Annotated in this window: 22 protein-coding genes, 2 pseudogenes and 1 riboswitch; of the genes and pseudogenes, 11 read left to right on the top strand and 13 right to left on the bottom strand. The window is 72.0% G+C overall.

The window, feature by feature from the left end:
* The first annotated feature begins 157 nt into the window (after nt 1–157).
* Complete coding sequence (locus ABZ880_RS18005) at nt 158–2,203, top strand: hypothetical protein (RefSeq protein WP_361263295.1); 2,046 nt, start codon at nt 158–160, stop codon at nt 2,201–2,203.
* A 17-nt stretch (nt 2,204–2,220) separates the two neighbouring features.
* Here ABZ880_RS18005 and ABZ880_RS18000 read toward each other — a convergent pair whose 3' ends face one another.
* Nucleotides 2,221–3,018, bottom strand: a complete 798-nt coding sequence (locus ABZ880_RS18000; RefSeq protein ID WP_361263292.1) for a LysR family substrate-binding domain-containing protein — start codon at nt 3,016–3,018, stop codon at nt 2,221–2,223.
* Nucleotides 3,019–3,076: 58 nt separating this feature from the next.
* On the opposite strand from ABZ880_RS18000, the gene ABZ880_RS17995 reads away from it, so the two are divergent.
* Complete coding sequence (locus tag ABZ880_RS17995) at nt 3,077–3,481, top strand: DUF5997 family protein (protein ID WP_361263289.1); 405 nt, start codon at nt 3,077–3,079, stop codon at nt 3,479–3,481.
* Between the two features lie 198 nt (nt 3,482–3,679).
* Nucleotides 3,680–3,854: riboswitch (cyclic di-AMP (ydaO/yuaA leader) on the top strand.
* Nucleotides 3,855–3,910: 56 nt separating this feature from the next.
* A complete protein-coding gene (locus ABZ880_RS17990) occupies nt 3,911–5,350 on the top strand; it encodes an NlpC/P60 family protein (protein WP_361263286.1) in 1,440 nt (479 codons plus the stop codon).
* A gap of 3 nt (nt 5,351–5,353) precedes the next feature.
* Here ABZ880_RS17990 and ABZ880_RS17985 read toward each other — a convergent pair whose 3' ends face one another.
* Nucleotides 5,354–5,920 carry a LysR substrate-binding domain-containing protein gene (locus ABZ880_RS17985; RefSeq protein WP_361263283.1) on the bottom strand — a complete coding sequence of 189 codons (567 nt, stop codon included), beginning with the start codon at nt 5,918–5,920 and terminating at the stop codon, nt 5,354–5,356.
* A 26-nt stretch (nt 5,921–5,946) separates the two neighbouring features.
* Between ABZ880_RS17985 and ABZ880_RS17980 the strand changes: the two are divergent.
* Nucleotides 5,947–7,038: pseudogene (locus ABZ880_RS17980) on the top strand (MFS transporter); the annotation flags it as partial.
* Nucleotides 7,039–7,168: 130 nt separating this feature from the next.
* On the opposite strand, the gene ABZ880_RS17975 reads toward ABZ880_RS17980, so the two are convergent.
* From ABZ880_RS17975 to ABZ880_RS17965, 3 genes are all read right to left on the bottom strand, one after another.
* Nucleotides 7,169–7,810, bottom strand: coding sequence for a response regulator transcription factor (locus ABZ880_RS17975; protein WP_361263492.1), 642 nt, complete (start codon nt 7,808–7,810; stop codon nt 7,169–7,171).
* A 26-nt stretch (nt 7,811–7,836) separates the two neighbouring features.
* Nucleotides 7,837–9,033: a sensor histidine kinase gene (locus ABZ880_RS17970; RefSeq protein ID WP_361263280.1), complete on the bottom strand. Its 1,197-nt coding sequence runs from the start codon at nt 9,031–9,033 to the stop codon at nt 7,837–7,839.
* Between the two features lie 114 nt (nt 9,034–9,147).
* The gene (locus ABZ880_RS17965; RefSeq protein ID WP_361263277.1) at nt 9,148–10,290 is read right to left on the bottom strand and encodes an ABC transporter substrate-binding protein; all 1,143 of its coding nucleotides are present in this window, start codon (nt 10,288–10,290) and stop codon (nt 9,148–9,150) included.
* Between the two features lie 164 nt (nt 10,291–10,454).
* Here ABZ880_RS17965 and ABZ880_RS17960 point away from each other — a divergent pair.
* Nucleotides 10,455–11,255 (top strand): annotated as a pseudogene (locus ABZ880_RS17960) (enolase C-terminal domain-like protein); the annotation flags it as partial.
* A gap of 34 nt (nt 11,256–11,289) precedes the next feature.
* Here the strand turns inward: ABZ880_RS17960 and ABZ880_RS17955 are convergent.
* Nucleotides 11,290–11,670: a helix-turn-helix domain-containing protein gene (locus ABZ880_RS17955; RefSeq protein ID WP_361263275.1), complete on the bottom strand. Its 381-nt coding sequence runs from the start codon at nt 11,668–11,670 to the stop codon at nt 11,290–11,292.
* A gap of 107 nt (nt 11,671–11,777) precedes the next feature.
* Here ABZ880_RS17955 and ABZ880_RS17950 point away from each other — a divergent pair, with 107 nt between their 5' ends.
* The 4 genes from ABZ880_RS17950 (at nt 11,778) to ABZ880_RS17935 (ending at nt 14,581) form a co-directional block, all read left to right on the top strand.
* Nucleotides 11,778–12,143, top strand: coding sequence for a DoxX family protein (locus tag ABZ880_RS17950; RefSeq protein ID WP_361263272.1), 366 nt, complete (start codon nt 11,778–11,780; stop codon nt 12,141–12,143).
* 239 nt (nt 12,144–12,382) lie between these two features.
* Nucleotides 12,383–13,123: an SDR family oxidoreductase gene (locus ABZ880_RS17945; RefSeq protein WP_361263269.1), complete on the top strand. Its 741-nt coding sequence runs from the start codon at nt 12,383–12,385 to the stop codon at nt 13,121–13,123.
* Between the two features lie 202 nt (nt 13,124–13,325).
* The gene (locus ABZ880_RS17940; protein WP_361263490.1) at nt 13,326–14,159 is read left to right on the top strand and encodes a LuxR C-terminal-related transcriptional regulator; all 834 of its coding nucleotides are present in this window, start codon (nt 13,326–13,328) and stop codon (nt 14,157–14,159) included.
* Nucleotides 14,156–14,581, top strand: coding sequence for a VOC family protein (locus ABZ880_RS17935; protein WP_361263266.1), 426 nt, complete (start codon nt 14,156–14,158; stop codon nt 14,579–14,581). Before ABZ880_RS17940 ends, ABZ880_RS17935 begins: the two co-directional genes overlap by 4 nt.
* 9 nt (nt 14,582–14,590) lie before the next feature.
* Here the strand turns inward: ABZ880_RS17935 and ABZ880_RS17930 are convergent, their stop codons facing one another.
* From ABZ880_RS17930 to ABZ880_RS17910, 5 genes are all read right to left on the bottom strand, one after another.
* Nucleotides 14,591–15,526: an RNA polymerase sigma-70 factor gene (locus tag ABZ880_RS17930; protein ID WP_361263263.1), complete on the bottom strand. Its 936-nt coding sequence runs from the start codon at nt 15,524–15,526 to the stop codon at nt 14,591–14,593.
* A complete protein-coding gene (locus ABZ880_RS17925; protein WP_361263260.1) occupies nt 15,523–16,464 on the bottom strand; it encodes an NAD(P)-dependent oxidoreductase in 942 nt (313 codons plus the stop codon). The genes ABZ880_RS17930 and ABZ880_RS17925 overlap by 4 nt, the downstream gene beginning before the upstream one ends.
* 94 nt (nt 16,465–16,558) lie before the next feature.
* Entirely contained in the window at nt 16,559–18,112 is a 1,554-nt protein-coding gene (locus tag ABZ880_RS17920; RefSeq protein ID WP_361263257.1) for an MFS transporter, read from the bottom strand.
* A 541-nt stretch (nt 18,113–18,653) separates the two neighbouring features.
* Complete coding sequence (locus ABZ880_RS17915) at nt 18,654–19,580, bottom strand: carbohydrate kinase family protein (RefSeq protein ID WP_361263254.1); 927 nt, start codon at nt 19,578–19,580, stop codon at nt 18,654–18,656.
* Nucleotides 19,577–20,263, bottom strand: coding sequence for a class II aldolase/adducin family protein (locus tag ABZ880_RS17910; RefSeq protein ID WP_361263251.1), 687 nt, complete (start codon nt 20,261–20,263; stop codon nt 19,577–19,579). Before ABZ880_RS17910 ends, ABZ880_RS17915 begins: the two co-directional genes overlap by 4 nt.
* Nucleotides 20,264–20,319: 56 nt before the next feature.
* On the opposite strand from ABZ880_RS17910, the gene ABZ880_RS17905 reads away from it, so the two are divergent.
* Nucleotides 20,320–20,973: a TetR/AcrR family transcriptional regulator gene (locus tag ABZ880_RS17905; RefSeq protein WP_361263248.1), complete on the top strand. Its 654-nt coding sequence runs from the start codon at nt 20,320–20,322 to the stop codon at nt 20,971–20,973.
* Here ABZ880_RS17905 and ABZ880_RS17900 read toward each other — a convergent pair.
* Entirely contained in the window at nt 20,958–21,815 is an 858-nt protein-coding gene (locus ABZ880_RS17900; protein ID WP_361263487.1) for a LysR family transcriptional regulator, read from the bottom strand. The genes ABZ880_RS17905 and ABZ880_RS17900 overlap by 16 nt on opposite strands.
* 191 nt (nt 21,816–22,006) lie before the next feature.
* Between ABZ880_RS17900 and ABZ880_RS17895 the strand changes: the two genes are divergently transcribed.
* A complete protein-coding gene (locus ABZ880_RS17895) occupies nt 22,007–22,810 on the top strand; it encodes an EamA family transporter (protein WP_361263484.1) in 804 nt (267 codons plus the stop codon).
* Between the two features lie 440 nt (nt 22,811–23,250).
* On the opposite strand, the gene ABZ880_RS17890 is transcribed toward ABZ880_RS17895, so the two are convergent.
* Nucleotides 23,251–24,426: an FAD-binding oxidoreductase gene (locus tag ABZ880_RS17890; RefSeq protein ID WP_361263245.1), complete on the bottom strand. Its 1,176-nt coding sequence runs from the start codon at nt 24,424–24,426 to the stop codon at nt 23,251–23,253.
* Between the last annotated feature and the right edge of the window lie 302 nt (nt 24,427–24,728).

Raw genomic sequence — 24,728 nt, 5'->3', positions numbered from 1 at the left:
TTGAAGGCCCGAAAGTGAACACCCGCTGTCCGTCAGGTGTACAACCATTCACCCCCTCCTCATGTCGAACTGGCGAACATCGGCGGCGCTGCCGCAATGCGATTCCTGGGGGGGAATTTTGTTCACGACCGTTCGTTGGTGGTGCGGCGTCCTGCGTGTGCGCGGGAAGGCCGACCTGCTGCTTGTCTTCCTGTTCGGAGCGGGCTTCGCGGCACTGCCCGTCTTCGCGCTGCTGCCGTCCCTGTGGGGCTTCGCCGCGGCGTCGGCGGCGAGCTATGTCGCCGACGAGGTGCTGCACACCCGGGCGCCCGGCTTCGTGCGCCGGCTGGCGGCCCTGCAGCTCGACCGCACCCTGCGGTTCGCCGTCCGATCGGTGATGCTGCTCGCCCTGGCCAACCGCATGGACGCGCCGGATCCGGTCCTGGTCGTCGGGCTCGCCGTCTTCGCCGCCCACTTCACGATGGTGATGCTGTACTCGGCACTGCACCACGCCATCCGGCGCCGCCGGATGCTTCCCGTCGTCGTACGCAATCTCGACATGAGCGGGGCGGGCATCCCACAGAGCCCGCCGGACCTCCTCTACCGGCGGTTCCTGCGCAAGCTGCTCCATCTCGACCTGCCCGCCCACGCGGGACTGCTCACCGCGCTGGCCACCGGGACGTGGTACCCGGCCGGCATCGGCTACGCGCTCACGTCGGGGCTGGCGGTGGCGGCGGTGCTGGCGCTGTGGGGACAGTTCCGGGCGGCCCGCCGGATGCCGCGCCGCGAGGACGCGATCGGCGAGGTCAACCGGCAACTGGCCGAGTACCGGCCCGAAGTGGCGCTCTACTTCAGCTTCGCCGCGGTCTCCCGGGACTTCATGTACCAGGTCAACATGTGGATCGAGACGCTCGAGCAACTCGACCGGCGGCCCTTGATCATCCTTCGTGAGCATGCCTCGTTCCGGCATCTCAGCCGCACCTGGATCCCGGTCGTCTGCGTCCCGAAGGCGGACGACCTGGCCGAGCTGGACCTGCCCGACGTCCGGGTCGTCCTGTATCCGGGCAACGCCGGCAAGAACGTGCACATGCTGCGCGTCGCCGAGGCCAAGCACGTCTTCATCGGCCACGGCGACAGCGACAAGCTCGCCAGCAGCAACCGTGTCAGCAAGGTGTACGACGAGATCTGGGTGGCCGGACGGGCCGGACGGGACCGTTACCAACGCGTGCGGCACGCCATCAGCGACGAGGCCATCGTCGAGGTGGGCCGCCCGCAGCTGGCGCCGATCCGGCTGCACGCCGATCACACCCCGGGACCGCTGCCGGCCGTCCTGTACGCCCCGACCTGGGAGGGCTGGAGCGACGACGACTGCCACACCTCCCTGATCCCCATGGGCGTGACTCTCGTCGAGCAGCTTCTCGCGCAGAACGTCCGCGTCATCTACAAGCCGCACCCGCTCACCGGCCGCCGCTCCGCCGAGGCGGCCGCCGCGGACCGGGCCGTGCGTGACCTGCTCGCCGCCGCCAACGAGCGGCACGAGCCCGTGGGGGCTCAACTCGCCTCGGCCGAACGGCGGTTGACGGAGATCCGGGCCCGGCTCGACGAGGTGTCGGGGCAGCACGACGGCGACTACGTCCAGCAGACCCGTGACGCGCGCGTCCCCGACCGCGGCGGCGCGGCCGAGTGGCACGAGCTGCGCGCGGAGTGGCACCGGCTCTTCTGGGAGAGCTCGGGCCCGGTCCGGCACCACGTGATCACCGAGCAGCTGCCGACGTTGTACGACTGCTTCAACCAGGCGGACGTCCTGATCAGCGACGTCTCCTCGGTGGTCGCCGACTTCGTCGCGAGTCTCAAGCCGTATGTGCTGACCAACGCGCTGGGCCTGCCCGACGAGGAGTTCCGGGCCGCGTACACCACTGCCGGAGGTGCTTATCTCCTCGACCGCGAGTGCACCCGGCTGCCGGAGATCCTGGGCTCGGTCCGCGAACCGCACCACGACCCGATGGCCGCGCACCGCCGCGTCCTCAAGGAGTACGTCCTCGGCCCGGACCGTCCCGCGTCCATGGAGCGGTTCAACACCGCGGTCAACGCACTGGCCGAACGGTCGGCGGCGGAGACGGCAGGCGAACGGGGCGCGGCCGACCGGCACGCGGCACAGAGGGCGGTCGAACTCGGGCCGGCCGACCGGACCGAGCTGGTCGGCCTGGTCGACCCCGCCGGGTGAGCCTGCCGGACGTCGGCCTACGACCTGCGTCGCGGCTTTCCGCGCTTGGCGGGCTTGGCGCCCTTGGAGCCGGCCGTACCGCCGCGGGGGTTCCGGGTGGTCGCCTTCCCGGTCGTCTTTCCGCTCGCCTTCGGCGTCGTCTTCGCAGCCGCGGATTTACGGCGCGGCTGGCCGGCCTTGTCCTGGGGCTGAGCCGACGGTGACTGTCGGCCACGGGAGCTGTTGACCGTGCGGCCGCGGACGATGCCGATGAAGTCCTCGACCATGTCCGTGGTGGCCTCCTCCGGCCACGACAGGGCGACGCCCGACTGCGGGGCGTCCACGACCGGCCGGTAGGTGAGGTCCCTGCGGTGGTGGAGGCGGGCCAGCGACTGGGGGACGACCAGGAGGCCGACGCCCGCCGCGACCAGTTCCACGGCGTCCTCGGTGGTGGCGGGGCGCTCGAAGGCGGGCTCGCCGGGCGGCCGGTCCCAGTCGAGGACGTCGTCGAGGGGGTGGAGGACGACCTCCTCGGCGAGGTCGTCGAGGGTCACCTCGTCCGCCGCCGTGATCACGTGGTCCTTGGGGACCACGACCACCGTCGTCTCGGTGTAGAGGGGGATCGCGCTGAAGAACGTACGGTCCACCGGCAGCCGCACCAGCCCCGCGTCGGCCGTACCGTCGCGCAGCACGCCGGAGGCCTCGGCGGCCGGTACGGCGAGGAGGGTCAGCGGGGTGTCGGGCAGGCGCTCGTTCCAGATCCGCACCCACTTGGCGGGCGTCGTCCCCGGGACGTACGCAAGCCGGAACACTGGGGGTGCTTCCGAGCCTGGCATTCCGCCAGGTTACCGGCCGTGGTCGGCGGGCCCGCACGCGCTCGTTACCCTGGACGGCATGAAGTCGCACCAGACCACCCAGACGATGAAGCCCGCGACCGCGGCGAAGAAGCTGGGTGTGTACCTCGAGGCCACCCCCGCCGAGTTCCGGGAGGGTGTCGTCTCGCGCGCCCAGCTCGACGCCTTCCAGGCCGATCCGCCTCAGTGGCTGCGCGAGCTGCGGGCCAACGGTCCGCACCCCCGCCCGGTGGTCGCGGAGAAGCTGGGCATCTCCATCTCGGGTCTCGCCCGCGGCGGGATCACGGAGCCGCTGACGACCGAGCAGATCGAGGCCCTGAAGCAGGAGCAGCCCGAGTGGCTGGTGAAGGAGCGCGCCACCCAGGCCGAGGTCCGCAAGGAGGGGGCGCGCATCAAGAAGCGCAACGCCGAGCGCGCGGCCGGCGCCGACCACCCGCGATCCTGACGTCCCGGAGTCCGGGCCGCGACAGTCCGTCGCCGCCCGGACTCCGTGCGTATATGAAGGGGCGGATCTGACGGCGCATCAAGACGAAGGTCACAAAAGCGTATCGGACATTCCGCCCTTCAACCTTCACACGAGCCGCACAAGTTGGCTAGCTTGGCATCAGGCCGCTCGAGTCACTCCGGCGAACCCCGTCGGGAAGCGCGGCCTCCGCCGAGTCCGGTGCGCCTGTGTGGGCAGCCGGAGCCGGGGACCCAACCGAATCATGGGGTGAATCGGCCCAACTGCCCTTCGGGGCAAGGGCCGTAGGGCAATCCTTCCGGAACGACCGCCCGAACCCGACAGCTAACTCGGTAGGCGGAGTACGGAAGGAGTACGGCTCCCATGGCGCCGGAACGATCGTCGCGTCCTGGAGGCACTGGCCTCCCCGGTATGCGCAACTCCGCCCTCGCCACGGCGGCCCTCACCTCGGTGGCGCTGCTGTCGCAGACCGCCGACGCCGCACCGCTCACGGGGGACGAGGGACCCAGCCGCGAGGACGTCCGGCAGCGCGTGAGCAGCCTGTACGACCGGGCCGAGGACGACACCGGCCAACACAACCTGACCCGCATCCAGCAGGCGGCCAAGCGCGGCCGCGTCACCCCTGCGGGCGGGGGCAGGCGCTCGGATCCCGACCTCGACAACGTCACCAGGCAGTGGTTCGACGGGGCGCGGGCCTCGCTGGGCCCGACGGTGCCGGCGGTGCTGCCGTCCGATCGCACGCCGGCCCGCCCGGCCGAGACCCGGCGCGCGCGTCCGGCGGAGCGCGCAGGGGACGGCCGTACCGGCCGTGAGCTGGAGGCTGCCGCGCGGGCCCTGCCCCAGTTGCCCGCGGCAGGCGCCCGCCGTCCGGTCGCCGAGCTGACCGCCGGACCCGCGACCGCGCTCCCCGCCGTGCCGGCCCCGCGTCAGGAGACCGCCCCCGCCCTGCCCGCAGCCCCCGAGTCGAAGCAGTCCTCGCTGCGGAAGTCCAAGCAGGAGAGCCAGCGCAAGATCGCGGCCGCCAGCGAGCTGCTGTACCGCTACACCGCCCAGCAGACCTCGCTGCCGCGCCCGGTCCTCGACCCGCGACCGGCCCAGGACACCTGGCAGACGGCCGTGCAGCAGAGCGCGCCGCTCGCGGCGATCGAGCAGCCGCAGCCCGCCTGGGCGACCACGGCGCAGCAGGCCGTCGTGCAGGCGCAGCCGGCCCAGGGCGGCTGGCAGGACCCGGTGGCGCAGGAACAGGCCCGCCGTGCGGCCGACGAGGCGTGGCGGCTGCAGCAGCCGTCGGTGCTCGACACCGGCGTGCCGATGGCCGAGCAGTGGCGCCCGCAGGGGCAGACGGTTCTGGACACCGGCGTGCCCATGACGCGGGAGTGGCGCCCGCAGGAGCAGACGGTCCTCGACACCGGCATACCCATGACCCAGGACTGGCGCGCGCAGCAGCCGTCGGTGCTCGACACCGGTGTCCCGGCGCCGCAGACGCCCATCGGCACCAAGGCCGACCGGGCCGTCGCCTTCGCGCAGGCGCAGATCGGCAGGCCCTGCCTGTGGGGTGCGGTCGGGCCGGAGTCGTACGACAACGCCGGTCTCACCCAGGCCGCCTGGAGGGCCGCCGGGGTCGCCCTGCCGCGGTCCACGTCCGAGCAGGCGAGCACCGGCACGGTGATCCCGCTCGCCGAGAGCCGGCCCGGGGACCTGATCTTCTTCCACGACAACTTCAGCCACGTCGGCCTCTACACCGGCAACGGCATGATGATCCACGCGCCCGGCCCGGGCTCGGTCATCCGCGAGGAGTCGATCCACAACGCCGGGGAGGCGGCGATCCGCATCGCCGTACGGCCCGCGTGAGTCTCAGGAACGCCGCTCGAGCCGCGACACCAGCAGCTCGGTGAACTGCGAGGCCGCCCACGCGAGTCGGCGGCCGAGCATCGTCCGGACCTGGGCCTCGCGCTGCCGGAAGACCGGGTGGTCCACCCGTACGTGCACGACGCCCTCGGTGCCCTCGTCCAGGTCGCCGAGATCACCGACGAGGGCGATGCCGCCGCCGCAGCGCACGAACTCGTACAGCGGGGCGAGCGCGTCGCACACCAGGGCGGGCCGGACCGTGAGTCCCTCCAACTGGGCGCCGATGTCGAACAGTTCACGCTGACTGGTGCCGGCCGAGCCGAGCGCGAGCGGGTGGGCGCACAGCTCGGCGAGGGTGATCCGCTCCCGCCCCGCCAGCCCGTGCCCGACCGGGACGATCGCCGCGACCGGGATGACGACGGCGCACTCCACCCGCACGTCGTGCTGCGGGCCCATCGCATAGGTGGCGGCGACGTCGGCGATGCCCTCGGCCACCCGCCGGGTCGCCTCCTGGCGGTGCACGATGTCCAGGCGGAAGGTGACGTCCGGATGCGCCCGCCGGAAGTCGGCCATCGCTCCCGTTACTCGTCCAGACCCACGCGGTGTTCGGGGTGACGTACCTGATCCGCCCGGTCGGCGGGCTGGTGCTGGGTGCGTACGCGGACCGGCGCGGGCGCAAGAAGGCGCTGATGCTGTCCATCCGGCTGATGGTCGTAGGCACGCTGCTGATGGCGTTCATGCCGGGCTACGGGACGCTCGGCATCACCGCGACCGTCGGCATCGTCCTGGCCCGGCTGCTCCAAGGCTTCGCCGCGGGAGGGGAGTTCGGCGCGGCGACGTCCTTCCTCGTCGAGCAGAACGCGGCGCGCAAGGGGTTCCTCGGCAGTTTCCAGTTCGCCAGCCAGGGGCTGTCGACACTGCTGGCGGCGGGTTTCGCGGCCGGGCTGACCGCGATGCTGTCGGACGCACAGATGACGTCGTGGGGCTGGCGGGTGCCGTTCGTGTTCGGACTGCTGATCGGGCCGGTGGGCTACTTCGTGCGCCGCTACGTCGAGGAGTCCCCGGCGCTGAACCAGGAACGCGCACCGCGCTCCCCCGTCCTCACCGTGTTCCGCGACCACCGGGGCGGCCTGCTGATCGCGGGCGGTGTCCTGGTGGTGTCGACCGCGCTGAACTTCATCCTCCAGTACCTGCCGACCTTCGGCATACGGGAGTTGGGCCTGGACGACTCCCTCTCCTACGTCGCTCTGTTCGTCACCGGCGCGATCCTCACCCTCGGCACACCACTCGTCGGCCTGCTCGCCGACCGGTACGGCCGGCTGCGCATCATGCTGCCGGCCGCCCTCCTGATCGGCGCCGCCGCGGTCCCGCTGTTCGTGTGGCTCACGACCTCGCCGTCGTTCCTGACCCTCACCCTCTGCATGGCGGCTCTCGGTCCGCTGAAGGCGGCGTACTTCGGGGCGCTGCCCTCGGTGATGTCCGACGTGTTCCCGGTGCGGGCGCGGGCGACCGGCCTGTCCTTCAGCTACAACACCACGGTCGCCGTCTTCGGCGGCTTCACCCCGACGATCGCGGCGGCCCTGGTCACCACGACCGGATCACGCGTCTCACCGGCGTACTACCTGCTGGCGGTCGCCGTACTGAGCGCGACCGCACTGGCCGCGGGTGCGCGCACGCACGGCATCCGGTGAGTCTCGGGACGCGTCGGGTTCGAGCGCCGGATCAGCGGCAGGCCGCCGCCTCGAAGCCGAGCCCGCTCCGCACCCGGCCGCACCGACTGCCGGCGCTGCGGCCATGGTCCCGGTTCGGGGCGCACGCCCGTCACAACTGCCCGTCCAGTTCCAGCAGTCCGAGCCGCACGGCCTCGCTGACCGTGCCTGCCCGGTTCTCGGTGCCGAGCTTGCGGTAGATCCGCACGAGGTGGGTCTTGACCGTGGCCTCGGTGAGGAAGAGGGCCGATGCGATGGCCCTGTTGCTGTGGCCCTGGGCGAGGAGGCCTACGACCTCGATCTCGCGGTCGCTGAGGACCGGGCCCGCGTCGGCTGCGGTGCCGACGAGGCGGGCGGCGGCTTCCGGGGCCAGGCCCATGCCGCCCGCGGCCGCGGCGCGTACGGCGCGGAAGAGTTCCTCGGGCGGGCCCGCCTTGAGGATGTAGCCGCGGGCGCCCGCCTCCACGGCCCGTACGACATCGCCCCGGCCGCTGGAGCTCGTCAGCACCACGACGTTGACGCCGGGCGCCGCGGCGGTGATGCGGCGGGTGGCCTCGATGCCGCCGAAGCCGTCGTCCGCGGCGCCGGCGTCCGACAGGCGCAGGTCCATCAGGACCACGTCCGGCCGCAGGCGCTCGGCAAGCCGCACGGCCTGCCTGCCGTCGCCGGTCTCCTCGACGACGTCGAAGCCGGGCTCGCCCTCCAACAGGGCGCGCAGTCCGGCCCGTACGACAGTGTGGTCGTCCACGATCATGACCCGCAGCGGCGGGGCGTCCTCGCTCACCGGGCGCCGATCAGGATGCGCTCGTCGACGGGGAGGACCGCGCGGATGCGGGCGCCGCGTCCGGGTGCGCTGTCGACGACGAGCGTGCCGCCGAGGGTGCTCAGCCGGTCGCGGGCGGCGGCCAGTCCGAAGCCGCGGTCGGTGGCCTTGGGGAGGGTGGAGTGCGGGTCGAAGCCCGTTCCGTCGTCGCGGACTTCAAGGGTCGCGGTGGCGCCGTCCCGGTAGGCGAGGGTGACGTGGATGTGCGTGGCCCCGGCGTGCTCGCAGGCGTTGGCCAGCAGGCCCTGGGCGACTCGCAGCAGGGTCACGGCCTGTTCGGCGGGCAGCGGGAACGGCTCGCCCTGTGTGCGGAAGGTGATCCGGGGTGCCGCGGCGGTCGGCTGCGGGCGGGTGCACAGCTCGCGCAGTGCCGTGTCCAGGTCGTCCCGTTCCAGGGCGGGCGGGGTGAGGTCGCTGATGATGGTGCGGGTCTCCTCGAGGTGCGCGCCGAGCGCCTCGGAGACCGCCCGCACCTGCCGCAGGGCGGCGTCGGGGTTGCGGTTGAAGTCGCGCTCGGCGGCCTGGAGGAGCATGCGGCTGCCGGAGAGTTCCTGGGCGAGGGTGTCGTGCAGGTCCCGGGCGATCCGGGCCCGTTCGGCGAGCCGCCCGGCCTCCCGCTGCCGCACGGCCAACTCGCCCCGGGTGGCAGCCAGTTCGGTCGTCAGTCGCTGCTGGTTGCGGTACAGGAGCACGGTGGCCCAGACGGCGGCGACCGGAGGCGCCAGCACATCGGGGTCGGGGCCGCCGCCGATCCGCACGAGCGAAGCAAGCAGCAGCGCCGTGATGGCGCCGAGGGCCACCGCCCGCCCGGCGCGGCTCGGCATCCGTACGGCGACGACGGCCAACGGCACGGCCAGCCACGCGTATCCGAACGCGAGCGGCGCCGGCAGCTTCCAGGCCACCCACGTCCACAGCACCAACAGCAGCCCGAGCCAGACCGGCAGCCCCCGGCGGCCCAGCCGGTCCCACCGGGCGAGCCCGGCGGCGTACAGCAGGGCGAGTGCGGCGGTGGGCGGCGCGATGGACCAGCACAGCTCGTTGTACAGGTGCACCAGCCGTACGAGCGTGCCGGCGACGGCGACCAGGAAGACCAGGTGCGGAAGGTGCCGCGCCGAGGCGGACGGCCGGCGGACGGCGAGGGCGTTGGCGGGCACGGCGGCGGCTCCCTGGGGGCGGGCCGGTCGGATGCGACAAGAGTGTGCAGATTGTATGCCGCGACCTGTGTGACCTTTGTAAGCCCCCGGGGAGCCCGCTGTCCCGCGCGGGCGTCAGCGCCCGGGGTGCAGTCCGAGCCAGCCCGGCGAGGGGTCGCCCTTGACCTCGCCGAAGTACAGGGCGAAGGTCTGCTTCAGCCGCTCGATCGCGGCACGGTCCTCCATGAACCGCGGGAAGCCGTCCACGTGCGCGTCCGGGTTCTCCCACACCGGCTTCAGACCCGGCGACGGCGTGACGTCCATACGGACCGACCAGCCGTTGAAGCTGCCCTTCTGCCGCTCCTCGGACAGCACCCAGTTGAGGTAGAGCTTGCCGGCGGCGGGATGGGCGGCCTGCTTCAGGATCGCGGCCCGCTGGCCCCACGCCATGAAAGGGTGCCCCTCGGGCAGGACCCACTTGGTCGTGGTCGAGGTGGAGACCGGACTGCCGCTGGTGCCGACGCCGATGGTCTTCTGCCTGCCGCCGACCGCGACGGACGGGCTGTTGGAGCCGCGGGCGAACTGCGGGTTCTGCGCGGCGAACCGCGCCACCCAGTCCCAGCCGTACGCCTTCTGGTACAGCGAGAAGAGGTAGAGCACCGCGTCGTCGTCGTGCGGGTAGGACGAGGCGATGGCGTCCTTCCAGCGCGAGTCGACCAGGTCCTGCGGGGACTTCGGGGCGCCCGCGCCGGCCCCCGCGATGTCGTACAGGAAGCTGAAGGCGATGACCTGGATCGCGGTCCACGCGCCGTCCGGGTCCTTGAACCCCTGGTGGACCTCGGAGAACCCGGCGGGCTTGTAGCGCAGCAGCCTGCCCTCGCGCTTCCAGCGGGTGAAGTCCTGGAGGGTCTGCAGCTGGACGACGTCGGGGACCAGGGTGCCGGTCGCGAGCTGGTTGTCGACGCGGACGTCGTGGTACTTGCTGTAGTCCACGACGGCGGTCAGCTCGACCTCGGGAAAGCGCTGGGCCCATGCGGCCCGCGTCCCGGCGGCCTGGCTGTCGACGTCGCCGCCCTGGTAGAGGACGAGCTTGCCGCCCTCGGCGACCGCGGCCTCGTACAGCTCGTCGAGCGAGCGCGTCTCCTCACGCACGCCGAAGGCGGACGTCCCGGAGCTCCCGGCGCCCTGTGCGGCCGATGCGGTGCCGGCGGCGGCACCGGCAAGCGCGACGCCCGCGCCTGCGGCGAGCAGCCGGCGCCTGCTGAAGTCCGTGGACATGGTGGGGGTCCTCTCCTCGGTGATCCTTTGCGAGCGCGGCAAGTCTCGCCCGGCAGGGCCGCTGCCCGCGTCGCCCGAAGGCCCGGACCGGATTCAACCCTTCGATGGAACGCACAACGTCCCGCGCGCCGTCGTTCGACGCTCCGGACGGCGTGCTCCCCGCGCTCGACGGACGGGAGGCGATCGGCGACGACTGGGGCGAGGCGCTGGATCCTGCGGGGATCGTGGAGCAGGCCCGGCTGATGCAACAGCGGTACGGATTCCGGTCGTTCAAGCTGAAGGGGGTGTCTTTCCGCCGGACGAGGAGATCGCCGCGATCCGGGCGCTGGCGGAGGCGTTCCCCGGGCAGCCGCTGCGGCTCGACCCCGACACGGCCTGGACGGTGGAGACGTCGAAGTATGTCGCCCGCGAACTGGACGGCGTACTCGAGTACTTGGAGGGCCTGACCAAGAGCATCGAAGGCATGGCGCAGGTGGCGCAGGACTCGCCGCTCCCCCTCGCCACCAACATGTGTGTGATCGCCTGGGAGCATCTGAAGCCCGCGATCGAACAGGACGCGATCCAGGTGCTCCTCACCGACCACCAGTACTGGGCGGACTGCGCCGCACCCGTGAACTGGCCGCCGTCTGCGCGGCGTTCGGGCTCGCCCTGTCCATGCACTCCAACTCGCACCTGGGCATCAGCCTCGCCGCCATGACCCATGTCGCGGCGGCCATCCCCAACCTCGCCCACTCCTGCGACACGCACTACCCGTGGAACTTCGCCGACGACGTCATCCGCCCCGGGGTGCTGGAGTTCCGCGACGGCGAGGTCAGGGTCCCGACCGGTCCCGGGCTGGGCGTGGAGCTGGACCACGAGGCGCTGGAGCGGCTGCACCGGCTGTATGTGGAGTCGGGGGTGCGCACGCGCGACGACACCGGTTACATGCAGCGGATCCGGACTACGAGCTCGAACTGCCGCGCTGGTCAGGCGTACTGCCGGATGACCCCGAGTGCGGGGTCATCCGGCCCGGTCGCCGTAGGCTGCCCTGCTGGCCTCGATCTCCGCGATGTGCTCCATCGCCCAGCCGGCGAGGGCGAGCGCAGGTGGGATGAGGCTCTGCCCGGTGGGGGTCAGCTCGTACTCGACGCGCGGCGGGACCTCCGCGTAGGCCGTCCTCGACACCAGGCCGTCGCGCTCCAGGTTCTTGAGGGTCAGCGTGAGCATCCGCTGCGAGATCCCGGGGACCTGACGCTGCAGATCGGTGAAGCGCAGGCGTCCCTGTTCGAGGGTCGCGACGATCAGCAGCGTCCACTTGTCGCAGATCCGGTCGAGCACAGCGCGGATCGTCCGCCCGCCGTCGCCCCGGATCATGCAGGTGTGCTGGTACTGCTGCGGCATGACAACCCCCTGTGCCTAGCGCACACGCGTGTGCCTTTTGTAAGCCCCCCGACAGTCACTCATGATGAGGCAACTTACGCCTGGTAACTGTCGTGTTGGGGGTCGGTGTGGACGTTGCGTTCTGGATACTCGCCGTGCTGCTGGCGGTGTTCTATCTCTACGCCGGAGGCAAGAAGGTCCTGCAGAGCCAGGAGCAGCTCCGGCCGATGATGGGGTGGGTCGACCGCATCCCCATGCCGGTCGTCAGGGGCATCGGCACGCTGGAGGTCCTCGGTGCGGCGGGCCTGGTCCTGCCGCCGCTGACCGGGATCGCGCCCGGGCTCGCCGTCGCCGCGGCGATCGGATTCGTCCTGATCCAGGTCGGGGGCATCGTGGTCCACGTCTCGCGCGGCGAGGTCCGGGTGATCGGGCTGAACATCGCCCTGCTGGTGCTCGCCGCCGTGGCCGCCTGGCTGGGAGCCGCCCGGCTGTGACGTCAGGCCGCCGGCCGCCGCCGTCCTATGTCCGCCAGCCATGTCAGGTACGCCATGTGAATCCCCCGATCGTCGCTTGCTGTTCGTAGCCCGCCGTAGGTCGGCGAGTGGACGTCTTCAGCGTGCGGGGTCTGCCGCAAGGGGCTCAACGGCCTTCGAACCGACTCGAAAGGCGCAGTTCAGCGAGGTGGCAGTGCGGGTGGGAGGGGAGCTCGGACGGCGGCACTACGTTGTCCGGCATGAATCGGACACAGCGTCTGGCCGGGAAGGTCGTCGTCGTCACCGGCGCGGCCCGGGGCCAAGGGGCGGCGGAGGCGGCGGCGTTGGCCCGGGCGGGTGCTCGGGTGGTCGCCACCGATGTGCGGACCGAGGGTGAGGTACGGCGGCTGGACGTCAGCAGCGAGAGCGACTGGGCGGAGCTGGCCGCGGAGTTGAAGGAGTCGTACGGCGAGGTCCACGGCCTGGTCAACAACGCGGGCGTCATCCGGCGCGAGCGGCTCGGCGAGGTGCGGCCGGAGGACTTCGCGCAGGTCCAGGCGGTGAACACCACCGGGCCGCTGCTGGGCATCCAGTACCTCGCCCCGCTGATGCCGCCCGGCTCGTCGATCGTCAACGTCGGCTCGTCCGCAGCGCTCACCGGCTACTACCCGGTGGCGTACACGGCCAGCAAGTGGGCGCTGCGCGGGGTGTCGAAGATCGCGGCGATGGAGCTGGGGCCGCGGGGCATCCGCGTGAACACCGTCCACCCCGGCTACATCGAGACCGAGATGACGGCCGCCGCGACCCCCGCGTTCGTCGAGGCGACGGTCCGGGAGACGCCGCTCGGCCGCAGCGGCACGGTCGAGGACATCGTCCCGCTCGTGCTGTTCCTGCTGTCCGACGAGTCGTCCTTCATCACCGGCGCGGAGATCCCCGTGGACGGCGGCCTCACCGCACACGGCGGCGTCAAGTCGATCTCGGACGCGGTGCGGGAAGGCTGAGGGGCCCGGAGCCGTGCGGCCCGCCGGTCCCCCGCGCCGGCGGCCCGCACGGGCTCCGGGGGCAGGAGGGAGCACCGGCCGTCCCCCACCGAACCGCCGGGTCTCCCCCGCCGTGGCCGCCGGAGCGACGATGTGCTGGAGTACATCCGAGAACGTCCCTGTTGCTCGTATGAAGTCTGGGACAGTGCGGGACGTCGCCGGTATGGGTACAACTGCGTACGCGGCGGACGAGCGGAGATGGAACGTGCTGGGCAATGTGTACGAACGCGGGCTGTCGGTGGCCGTCGCGGCACTCCACGAACGTGATCCCGAGCGGCTGTGGCCCCTGGTGGCGTCCGCCCTGCCGGAGCTGTGCGGTGGCGAGAACCTGATCTACAAGCTGGACGACTGGAACGAGGCCGAGGGCACGGTCGGCATTCCGTCCGAGGTCGCCGCCGCGTTCGCACGGCTCGGCGACGAGGACCTGGCCCTTCTGCGCGCCGGCTATCCCTTCGCCCGCCATTACGCGGCCGGCCCCGACCGAGCGCCGCTCACGGCGCGCCGCAGGGCCGGACGCGCGTGGTCCTCGAGCCCGACCGCGCGGCTGATCGGCGAGGTGATGGGCGCGGACCACGTACTGGCGATTCCGCTGCCGCGGACGACGGCCCCGATAACCGGCTGCATGATCTACCGCTCCGGCAGGGACTTCACCGACGACCACGTCCGCGCGGCCCAGAAGCTGCAGCCGCTGTTGGCGGCGGTCGAGCAGCAGCGGCAGCTCCTGGAGCGCCTGCGGCGCTCGGCCGAACCGTCCGTCGATCCGGCCGCGGACTGCGCCCTCACCCCGCGCGAGCTGTCCGTCCTGCTCCTGCTCACGGACGCCCTGACGGCAGCGGCCATCGGCCGTAGGCTCGGTATCTCGGACCGCACGGTCCACAAGCACGTCGAGAACATCTACCGCAAACTGGGCACCCGAGACCGCATCAGCACGGTCCTGCGCGCACAGCGGCTCGGCCTGGTCCCGACACCGTCCGCGACCGCTCGGAGTCAGCCGTGAAGCCGAACCGCTCCATCCCCGCGGCGACCGTCATCCCCGTCCTGATCTACCCCGATGTGCGCGCGGCGGTCGACTGGCTGGGCGCGGCCTTCGGGTTCGTGGAGCGGGTGCGGATCGGCGAGGACCACCGCGCCCAACTCGCCTTCGGGGACGGGGCAGTGATCGTCGGGGACGTCCGCAAGGAGCGCCGTCCGCCGCGCCCCGGCGAGGTCACGCACTCGGTGACGGTGCGCGTGCCGGACGCCCGGGCCCACTGCGAGCGGGCCCGGGAGCACGGCGCCCGCATCCTCATGGAACCGATCGACTTCGAGTACGGCGAGCGCCAGTACACCGCCGAGGACCTGGCCGGCCACCAGTGGACGTTCTCCGAGACGCTCGCGGACGTCGCGCCGGAGGAGTGGGGCGGCACCTCGGTGTCCTGAGCCGCACGGTCAGCTCGCCCCGTCGGCCTGGAAGCGGCGCACCTGGTCCGCCTCGCGCCGGAGCGCCCATGCGTCCGCGACCGGGCCCATGTGGCCGAGCTTGTCGGGGTTGATCACCGAGCGGATCGTCTGGACGCGTCCGTCGAGGATGTCGAGCACCATGGCGCTCACGACCTTGCCGTCCCGGTCGCGGAAGACCGCGCCCGGCTGGCCGTTGACCTGGTGCGGTTCCAGTACGACACCGATCGTGACGATCTGCGGTGCGAACTCGGCGAGTACCCGGGCCACCTTCTCGGAGCCGATAACGGCGTTCGCCAGCTGCGGGGCCTTGCCGCCGCCGTCGCCCGCCATGTGGACGTCGGCCGCGAGGAGTTCCCGCAGCGCGTCGACGTCTCCTTCCCGGAAGGCGTCGAAGAACCGCCCGGCCAGTTCCTCGCGCTCCTTGCGGTCGGCCTCGAACCGGGGCCGGCCCGCGTCCATGTGCCGGCGCGCCCGTACGGCGAGCTGGCGGCAGGCCGCCTCCGAGCGCCCCACGGCCGATGCGATGTCCGGGAAGCCGAACCCGAAGACCTCCCGCAGCACGAACACCGCACGCTCCAGCGGGGTCAGCCGCTCCAGCAGCAACAGGGCCGCCATCGACAGCGAGTCGGACAGCTCCGCCGAGCGCTCCGGGTCCTCGTAGGGGTCGGCCAGCAGCGGCTCGGGGAACCACGGGCCGACGTACTGCTCCCGCCGGACGCGGGCCGAGCGCAGGACGTCGACCGAGATCCGGGTGACCACCGCCGAGAGATAGGCCTTGGTCGAGGCGGGCCGGGTCGGGGTGGTCTCCCAGCGCAGCCAGGCCTCCTGGAGCGCGTCCTCCGCCTCGCTGACGCTGCCGAGGATGCGGTAGGCGATCGCGAACAGCAGCGGCCTCAGCTCCTCGAACTCCTCCGTGCGACTCACGCCAGCTCCTCCTTGAAGCCCTGGCGCCACGACGGGTAACGCAGCTGCCAGCCGAGCTCACGCTTGGCCTTGGCGTTGGAGAAGCCACGCCCCTCGGTCATCATGATCACCGCCTGGTCCCCGGCGAGCAGCCGGGCCAGCCACTTGGGCACCCGCATCGGCGGCTTGGCCCCCGCGCACGCGGCGAGGTACGGCAGCCAGTCGTTGGCCGGGGCCGGTTCGTCGTCGACGATGTTGAACACGCCGGTGGCCTTCTGCTCCACGGCCAGGACGGTGGCGCTCGCCGCGTCGTCGAGATGGATCCAGGAGCTGTACCCGGCGGCGCTCCCCACCAGCGGGTACTGCCGCTTGCGCACCAGCACGACCTGGTCGTCGATGGCGCCCGGCCCGTAGAACGCGCCGTAGCGCAGCACCGCCCCGCCCGCCTCGAGGACTGTGTCCTCGACGTGCCGCATCGCCTCCATGCCCGCCTGCGCGGCCGTTCCCTCCAGGAGGTCCAGCGGGTCCTCCTCGGTCTTCACCCAGCCGCCCCGGCGGATGCCGTTCCAGCTGGCGTAGCCCTGCGCGACGACATGGGAGACGCCGGTCGCCTCGGCGGCGGCCAGCAAGTGGTCCGTCCCTTCGGTGCGCAGCCGGTTGGTCTTCGCGAACCAGCGGTCCGGGTGCTTCAGATCGGGTTTGCCCGCGTGCGCCATGGAGATCGCGGTCATCTGGTGCACGATCGCGTCCGGCCGGGCCTGGGCGACCGCCTCGCCGACCGAGACCGCGTCCAGCCCGTCCATCACGACCCCGTCCGCGCCCAGTCGCCCCAGCAGACCCAGCTTGGTCGCGCTCGTCGTCGTAGCCGTCACCTGGTGGCCCCGGGCCACGAGCTGCGGCACCAGTCGCCGCCCGAGAACTCCGGACCCGCCTGCCACGAACACCCGCACAACGATCACCTTCCCGCTTCCCGAATTGCCTCTCGGTGCAGAGACGAGACAGACCCGGACGTCTGTGACATCGGGAGCGGTCGGGAGCGGGAGCGAGCGATCCTCAGACCGCCCCAGGCCCCGCCCCGCCCTTGAGCCGTTCCAGGTCGGAGGGGCGGACCTGGATGGCGAACACCGCGACCAGGGCGGCGACGGCGGTGAAGATGGCAGCCATGACGAACGCGGCGGAGATTCCGGCGGTCAGGATCTCGTCGGACCAGGGGGACGGCAGCTGTCCCGTGCGGCGGAAGTGCAGGCGTTCGGCGGGGGTCGCCTGGGCGAGGAAGCGCGGGATCTGTTTGTCCGCCTCGTTGCTGCTGGCCGTGCCGAACATGGTGACCAGGATGGACAACCCGAGCGAACCGCCCACCTGCTGAGTGGCGTTGAGGAGCCCGGAGGCCGCGCCGGTCTCCTCGACGGAGACGTTCGACAGCGCCATGAGGGTGAGCGAGACGAACTCCATGCCCATGCCCAGGCTGAAGACGAGGATCGGGCCGAGAATGCTGCCCGCATAGGTGGAGTGGACGTCGGTCAGGGTCAGCCAGGCCAGGCCGGCCGCCGCGAGGATCGCCCCCACCACCATGAACGGCTTGGGGCCGAAGGTGGGCAGGAACCGCGAGGCCAGCCCGGCACCCAGGGCGATGACCGCACTGACCGGGAGGAAGGCGAACCCGGTGGCCAGTGGGCTGAAGCCGAGCACGTTCTGCACGAAGAGCGTGAGGAAGAAGAACATGCCGAAGATCGCGGCGGCGAGGCTGAGCATGATGCCGTAGGTGCCGGCGCGGTTGCGGTCGGCGAACATGTGCAGCGGTGTGATCGGCTGGCTGGAACGCCGCTCGATCAGGATGAACGCCGTGAGGACGACGACGGCCGCACCGAACGAAGCCAGCGTGAGCGCGTCCCGCCAGCCGTCCTGCGCCGCTCTGATGAAGCCGTACACCAGCAGCACCATGCCCACGGTGGAGGTCAGCGCGCCGGCGAGGTCGAAGTGGCCCGGGTGGCGTTCGGACTCCTTGATCCAGCGGGGCGTGGCGAGGGCGATGAGCACCGCGATGGGGACGTTCACGAAGAGCACCCAGCGCCAGTTCAGCCACTCGACGATGACCCCGCCCGCGAGCAGCCCGATGGCGCCGCCGCCCGCCGAGACCCCGGCGAAGACCCCGAAGGCGCGGTTGCGTTCCGGACCCTCGCGGAAGGTCGTGCTGATCAGGGCGAGGGCCGTCGGGGACGCGATGGCGCCGCCGACGCCCTGCAGTGCGCGTGCGGCGAGGAGCTGGCCGGAGTTCTGCGCCAGCCCGCCCAGCAGGGAGGCCAGCGCGAACAGCAGCACGCCGAAGATGAACACGCGCCGCCTGCCGAGGATGTCCCCGGTGCGGCCGCCGAGCAGCAGCAGACCGCCGAAGGTCAGCGTGTACGCGTTGACCACCCAGGACAGGCTGGTGGTGGAGAAGTCCAGCGCGGTCTGGATGTGCGGCAGCGCGATGTTCACGATGGTGATGTCGAGGACCACCATCAACTGGCAGGAAGCGATGACCAGCAGCGCCATGCCGCTTCCGCCGCCGCCCGGTTCCCGGGTGGTGGCCTGTGATGCGGAGGCCGGCTGCGGGCTGCTGCTCATAGGTGTCGCACTCTCGGGGGTTGAGCCCTCACGAGGAGTCAGTGAACGGTGCCGTCCACTGTTCGACCGTACGCTCCTGCCGTAGCCGTCACCACTCGATTGGGGAGACCCGCTCTGCAGGAGCTCTGGAGGGCGTCGAGCAGCCGCGGTGACGCCTGGAGCGCCTCCGCTGCATCAGTTCCACGACGCCTCGGATGCCCGCCGTCTCGGAGCCTCCGCCGGCCTGGCCGGGGCCGCCGTGCTTGAGGGCGGGCAACGGCGAGGCTGCCGCGGCCGCGCGTCGGCAGGTCCGTGGCGTGGGCGGTGTCGCGGTGGGCGAGGACGGTCGCCGCCGGACCGAAGGGCTCCACCTCGTGCGGTGCGGCGGCGTCCGGGTCGGCGGAGACGAGCAGGGGGCCCAGGAAGGCGCCCCGCTCGGGGTCGGCGTCGACGATCCCGAACCTTGTCGGGGTCGCCGTGGACGAAACGGCCGGACTCGAACACGACTCTTCCAAGAGGGGCAACTGACCTCATGGCGAGACCGAAGTCCTTACCGGGTTCGTCAGCGGGTCTTCCGGGTCATGGAGAACTCGTCGGCCTCCGCGAGGTCGAAGTCCCCGTGGTCGCTGCCGAGCCCCTGCGCCACGAGTGCCGCCGCGGCGCTGCCGAGTATGGCCGACTCGCGCGGGGTGCGGTTCAGGCTCACGCCGCGGATGAAGCCTGCGGAGAACGCGTCGCCGCAGCCGGTGGTGTCGACGACCTCGACCTCGAAGGCGGGGACCGTCTCGGTGCCCTCGGCGGTGACCAGGAGCGCGCCGTCGCCGCCGCGGGTGACGGCGACGAGACCGGCCCCGGCGGCGAGGAGCTTCTTCGCGCCGGTCACGAGGTCCTGCTCCTCGCTGAAGCCGAGCACCTGGTCGTCGTTGGGGAGGAGGAAGTCGACGTACGGGAGCAGCGGTTCGATCTGGTCGAAGGTGCCGAGCTCGCCGGGGGCGAGGAGGTCGACGGAGGTGACCACGTCGTGGTCCTTCGCGTACGACAGGATGCGTGCCGCCACGTCCGCGCCGATCAACTCCGGGCCGCCCAGGTGCAGATGGGTGGCCTCGGCGACCGCGTCCCAGGGCACGTCGTCGAGGCCGTAGGTGATGTTGGCGCCGAGGAGGTGGAGGGAGGGGCGGTCGCCGTTGGGGCGGATGGGCAGGACGCTCGCCGAGGTGGAGGTGTCGATACGGCGGACGAGCAACTCGGTGTCGATTCCCGCCCTGTTGAGCAGCTGGACGAGCATGTCGCCGGTCGGATCGGTACCGATGGCGCCGGCGGTGCGGACCCGGGCGCCGAGTTTGGCGAGGGTCAGTGCGGTGCCGCCCGCGGTTCCGGCGGCGGTCATGCGGATGTCGTCCACGAGGGTCGCGCCCTGGCCCTCGGGTATCTCCTCCACCGGCCGTACCAGTACGTCCAGCACGTGCACGCCCATCGTGACGACCTTCATCGCTTTCCCTCCTGCTCGGGTGGTACGGGGTGGGTGGTGCCGTAGTTGCGCGCGATCGCGGCCTCGATGACCGCGAGTTGCTGCTGCTCGTCGAGGACGCGCGGCGGTCCGAGCGCGGCCGCGTGCTGGTAGACGCCGCAGGCCCACTCCAGCAGCAGGGCGTGTTCGACGGCCTTGTCGAGGGTCGGCGCGTGGGTGACCGCGCCGTGGTTGGCCATCAGGGCGGCGCTGCGGCCCTCCAGCGCGGTGAGGACCGATCCGGCGAGTTCGGGGGTGCCGAAGGTGGCGTACGGCGCTACGCGGACGGTGCCGCCGAGGGTGAGCAACTGGTAGTGGATGCAGGGCAGTTCGTCGAGGACGAGGGAGAGCGCGGTGGCCATCGGGGCGTGGGTGTGGACGACGGCCCCGGTGCCGTAGCGGCGGTAGACGCCGAGGTGCAGGTCCAGTTCGGAGGTCGGCTCGAGCTGCCCGGCCACGAGCTTGCCGTCCAGGTCGACCACCGTCACCTGGTCCTCGGTGAGTTCGGCGAGCACCGCTCCGGTCGCGGTGATCGCGACCCGGTCCTCCACGCGCACACTGACGTTCCCGGCCGTGCCGATGAGCAGGCCCTCGGCCCCCAGCCGACGGCAGGCGTCCGCCACGGCGGCCCGCTCCCGCCCGAGCGCCGTGCTTGAGTCGGTCATGTGCGGGACCGTAACCTAAACGTGAAACAAAGTCACGTTCAGGTTCGGAGGTTTTCGTGGGTGAGCCGACCGCGGATATCAGCGGGGCCGCTCCCCTGCGCCGTACGCCCCAACAGGCGCGCAGCAAGGCCCGGTTGGCGCGGGTGCTGGAGGCGGCCGAGCGGGTCCTGGTCGGCGAGGGGGTGGAGGCGCTGACCACGACGCGCGTCGCCGCGGAGGCGAAGGTGTCGGTGGGCTCGCTGTACCAGTACCTGCCGGACCGCGACGCGATCATCGACGCGCTGGCGGCCGGATACTTCGCGAAGCTCGAGGCCGCCATGGACGGCTTCGTCGAGGCCGCGGCGGCGCAGGAGTGGGACGACCCCGTGGGCGTGCTCGTCGACGCGTTCGCCGGGATCTACCGCACCGAACACGGCTTCCGAGCCCTGTGGTTCGGCAGCGGCCTGACCGAACGGACCCGCGCTGCGGACCGCGAGCACAAGCGCCGTATGGCCGACGGAATCCGCCGCGTCCTGATCGCGCTCGGCGTGGCCCGTGACGACGAAGCCCTCGCCCGCGCCTGCCACGCCTCGGTCCTGGCGGCCGACGCGCTCTCCCAGGAGGCGTTCCGGCGGGACGCGGAGGGCGACGCCGAGCTCCTGGACGAGGCCAAGGTCATGCTGCGCGGGTACCTCGCGGCCGTCACCGCGCGATATCAGCCGTTGCGGTAGAGGGCGGTGAGGAGTTCGATCGCCGCGGGGGTGGCGGGGTGCGGGTCGTCGCGCCACCAGGCGAGGCGTACGGCGATGGGCTCGGCGTCGCGGACCGGGCGGTAGACGACGCCGGGCCGCGGGTACTGGTGGGCGGTCGATTCCGCGGTGACTCCGATGGCCCGGCCGCTGGAGATCACGGTGAGCCAGTCGTCGATGTCGTGCGTCTCCTCGGTGACCGGGCGGGCGTCCGGCGGCCACAGTGCGGCGGTGGTGGTGCCGGTGCGGCGGTCGATCAGCAGGGTGCGTCCGGCGAGGTCGGTGAGCCGGACCGAGCGGCGCCGGGCCAGGGCGTCGTCGGCGGCCAGGGCGCACAGTCGGCGTTCCAGGCCGACGATGGCGCAGTCGAAGCGCCGGTCCTCGCCCAGCGGTCTGCGCACCACCGCGAGGTCGCAGGCGCCGTCCGCCAGTCCGGCGGTGGCGGAGTTGACCCGGACCAGGTGCAGGTCCGTGCCGGGGTGGGCCTGGGCCCAGCGGCGCTGGAAGGCGGGTGTGTGGCGGCCCAGTGCCGACCAGGCGTAGCCGATGCGCAGACTGGTGTGGCCCGAGGTGGCCGTCTGGACCAGGTCGTCGACCTCGCCGAGCACCCGCCGGGCCTGCGCCACCACCCGCAGCCCCGTCGCGGTCGGCGTCACCGCGCGGGAGGTGCGGCGCAACAGCCGTACGCCCAGGGTCCGTTCGAGCGAGGCGAGCGTGCGGGACACGGCCGCCTGGGAGACGCCGAGCACCATGGCCGCGTCGGTGAAGGTGCCCTCGTCGACGATGGCGACGAGACAGCGCAGCTGCCGGAGTTCCACGTCCATGACACGAGCATCCATGGCACCAGCATCCATGACTCAAGCGTATGGATCGACTGGGCCACGCATTTTGTGCAAGTCATCTTCCGGAGCACGATCGGGGCATGGCCCCCGCATCTGTCTCAGCGTCTGCGCAGGGCGCAGTTCCCGAAAGCCCGAGTACCGGCCCGGCGCGGCGGCTCGCCGGCGTGGTCACGATGGTCGGCAGTGGTCTGTCCAACCAGACCGGTGCCGCGATCGGCTCGCTCGCCTTCCCGGTGCTCGGCCCGGTCGGTGTCGTCGCGGTCCGGCAGTACGTCGCCGCGGTCGTCCTGCTGGCCGTCGGACGGCCCCGGCTCCGCGCCTTCACCTGGCGTCAGTGGCAGCCGGTCCTGCTGCTGGCCCTGGTGTTCGGCACGATGAACCTGTCCCTGTACAGCGCCATCGACCGCATCGGCCTCGGGCTCGCGGTCACCCTGGAGTTCCTCGGCCCGCTCGCCGTCGCACTGGCCGCCACCCGCAACCGCGTGGACGCCTGCTGTGCCGTGGTCGCCGCGGCGGGCGTCGTGACGCTGATGCGCCCGCAGCCGTCCGCCGACTACCTCGGCATGGGCCTCGGTCTGCTCGCCGCCGGCTGCTGGGCGTCGTACATCCTGCTCAACCGCAGCGTCGGCCGCCGCGTCCCCGGCGCGCAGGGGTCCGCGGCGGCCGCCGGTCTCTCCGCCCTGATGTTCCTGCCCGTCGGCATCGCCGTGGTCCTGCGGCATCCGCCGACCGCGGCGGCGGTGGGCTGCGCCGTCGCGGCCGGGGTGCTCTCCTCCGCGGTGCCGTATCTCGCGGACCTGTTCACACTGCGCCGGGTGCCGGCCCAGGCGTTCGGCCTGTTCATGAGCGTCAACCCCGTGCTCGCCGCCGTCGTGGGCCGGGTCGGCCTCGGCCAGAACCTGGGCCGGCCGGAGTGGGCGGGCATCGGTGCCATCGTCGTCGCCAACTGCCTGAGCATGCTCGCGCGGCGGGGCTGACCGCCTGGGGGTGGCCCTCCCGGCAGATGCCCCTGGAGCAAGCCGATGGGACGGCCCCAGCGGCCCCTCGACGCCCCCGTCGAGCAGGCTGCGGCCGAAGCGGGCCGCGACACGGGCCGATCGCGCGCCCCATGCAGGTGGAGCCGGTGACGCTGACGAGCGCGGCGCGCCCACCTCGCCGGCGGCCTGGGGCCAGGAACCGGTCGCAGGCCAGGACCACGGCGGAGTTCCAGGACCACACGGCGGCCACGCGGCCGATGCAACCGAGCCGTTCGGCGTCGCCCCTGTGCGCGCAAGGCGCGTTCGTTGCCCTCGCGCGAGCCGAAGTGCCCTTTCGATCCGGGGAGTTCGCACCACGGGGCCTCGGGAGGACACACGAAGTGGGTCTCGCCGGTCACACCACATGAGCTTCGGCGGTCACACCACGTGAGCCTCGGCGGTCACACCACGTGGGCTTCGGGACGGATCCCGGCTCCGGCCCGGAAGCGGTCGGCGCTGAGCGGGGTGATGTCGGCGAACGGCTCGCGCTCCAGGTGCAGGTCGCGCAGGATCTCGCCGACAGCGGGACCCTGCAGGAAGCCGTGGCCGGAAAAGCCGGTGGCGTACAGGAAGTTGACCAGGTCGCCGGAGCGTCCGATGAGGGCGTTGTGGTCGGGGGTGACCTCGTAGAGGCCGGCCCAGCCGCCGACGGTCTTCATGTCGGCCAGTTCGGGGGCCCGTTGCCGTACGGCGTCCTGGAACAGCTCCAGCCACTCCGGGGTCCAGGTGGTGTCGAAGCCGTCCGGTTGGCGCGGGTCGGCAAGGCCGAACAGCAGACCGTCGTCGCTGTTGTGGAAGTAGGCCGAGGAGGTGAAGTCGATGGTGAAGGGGATGCGGGGCGCCGGGGGCGACAGCGGTTCGGTGAAGGCCAGTTGGCGGCGGACCGGCCGGACCGGGAGGTGGACGCCGGCCATGTCGCCGATCTGGGCCGACCAGGCGCCCGCCGTACAGATGACGGTGGCGCAGTCGATGCGGCCGCGGTCGGTGTGCACGGCGGTGACCTTGTCTCCGGCCGTGTCGATGCCGGTCACGGTGGTGTGCGTGGCGAAGGTGACGCCGGCCCGGGTGGCGGCGTCGGCGTATCCGTGGACGACGAGTCCGGGGCGGGCGTGGCCGTCGGTGGGCGAGTACGTGGCGGCCACGAGTCCGTCGGTGGTGACGTAGGGGCACAGCTCACGGGCCTCGTCCGGGGTGATCATGCGGGTGGGGACGCCGAGGGCGTTCTGGGTCTCGACGCTGGCCTCGAAGTCGGCGGCCTGCCGGTCGGTGGTGAGCAGGAAGAGGTAGCCGACGCTGTCGAGCCGGATGTCGGCGCCGGGGCGGTCGGGGAAGTCCCGGTAGGCGCGCAGGCTTCGGCTGCCCAGTTCGATGTTGAGCGGGTCGGAGAACTGGGCGCGGACGCCGCCGATCGGCTTGCCCGAGCTGCCGCAGGCCAGCTCGCCGCGCTCGACCACGACGACGTCGGTGACCCCGGCCTCGGCGAGGTGGAACGCGGCACTGGCACCCATCACACCACCGCCGATGATCACGACTTCGGCGGTCTGCGGAACGGAGCGGAAGGTGGATGAGGAGGACAACGGACCGTCCCTTCCGGAGGCCGCCCCGGGGCCGAGGGCTTCGGGTCGGCGGGTGCGGCTTGGGCCGTCAGTAGGTGGCTGGACGCTGATCAGCTTTCTGCCCGCCATCGTGGCTCACCCAACCGTTGACGTCCATGAACCGGGTGGATCAGGCGCTCGGCCTGCACCGGATGTGCAGCACGGGGTGACCGACACCGCGGTCACGCTCGTGCCGGTCGAGACGGGCTTCGGCGTCAGCAGCGTGACGGACCTGCCACGCTGGTCGACGTGCTGCGGACGGTGCTTCTGGTCCTTGTGGGCAG

Source organism: Streptomyces sp. NPDC047043, assembly GCF_040644055.1.
Classification (GTDB): Bacteria; Actinomycetota; Actinomycetes; order Streptomycetales; family Streptomycetaceae; genus Streptomyces.
The sequence above is the reverse complement of the archived record's forward strand: the minus strand, read 5'-3'. Positions and strand labels throughout refer to the sequence as shown.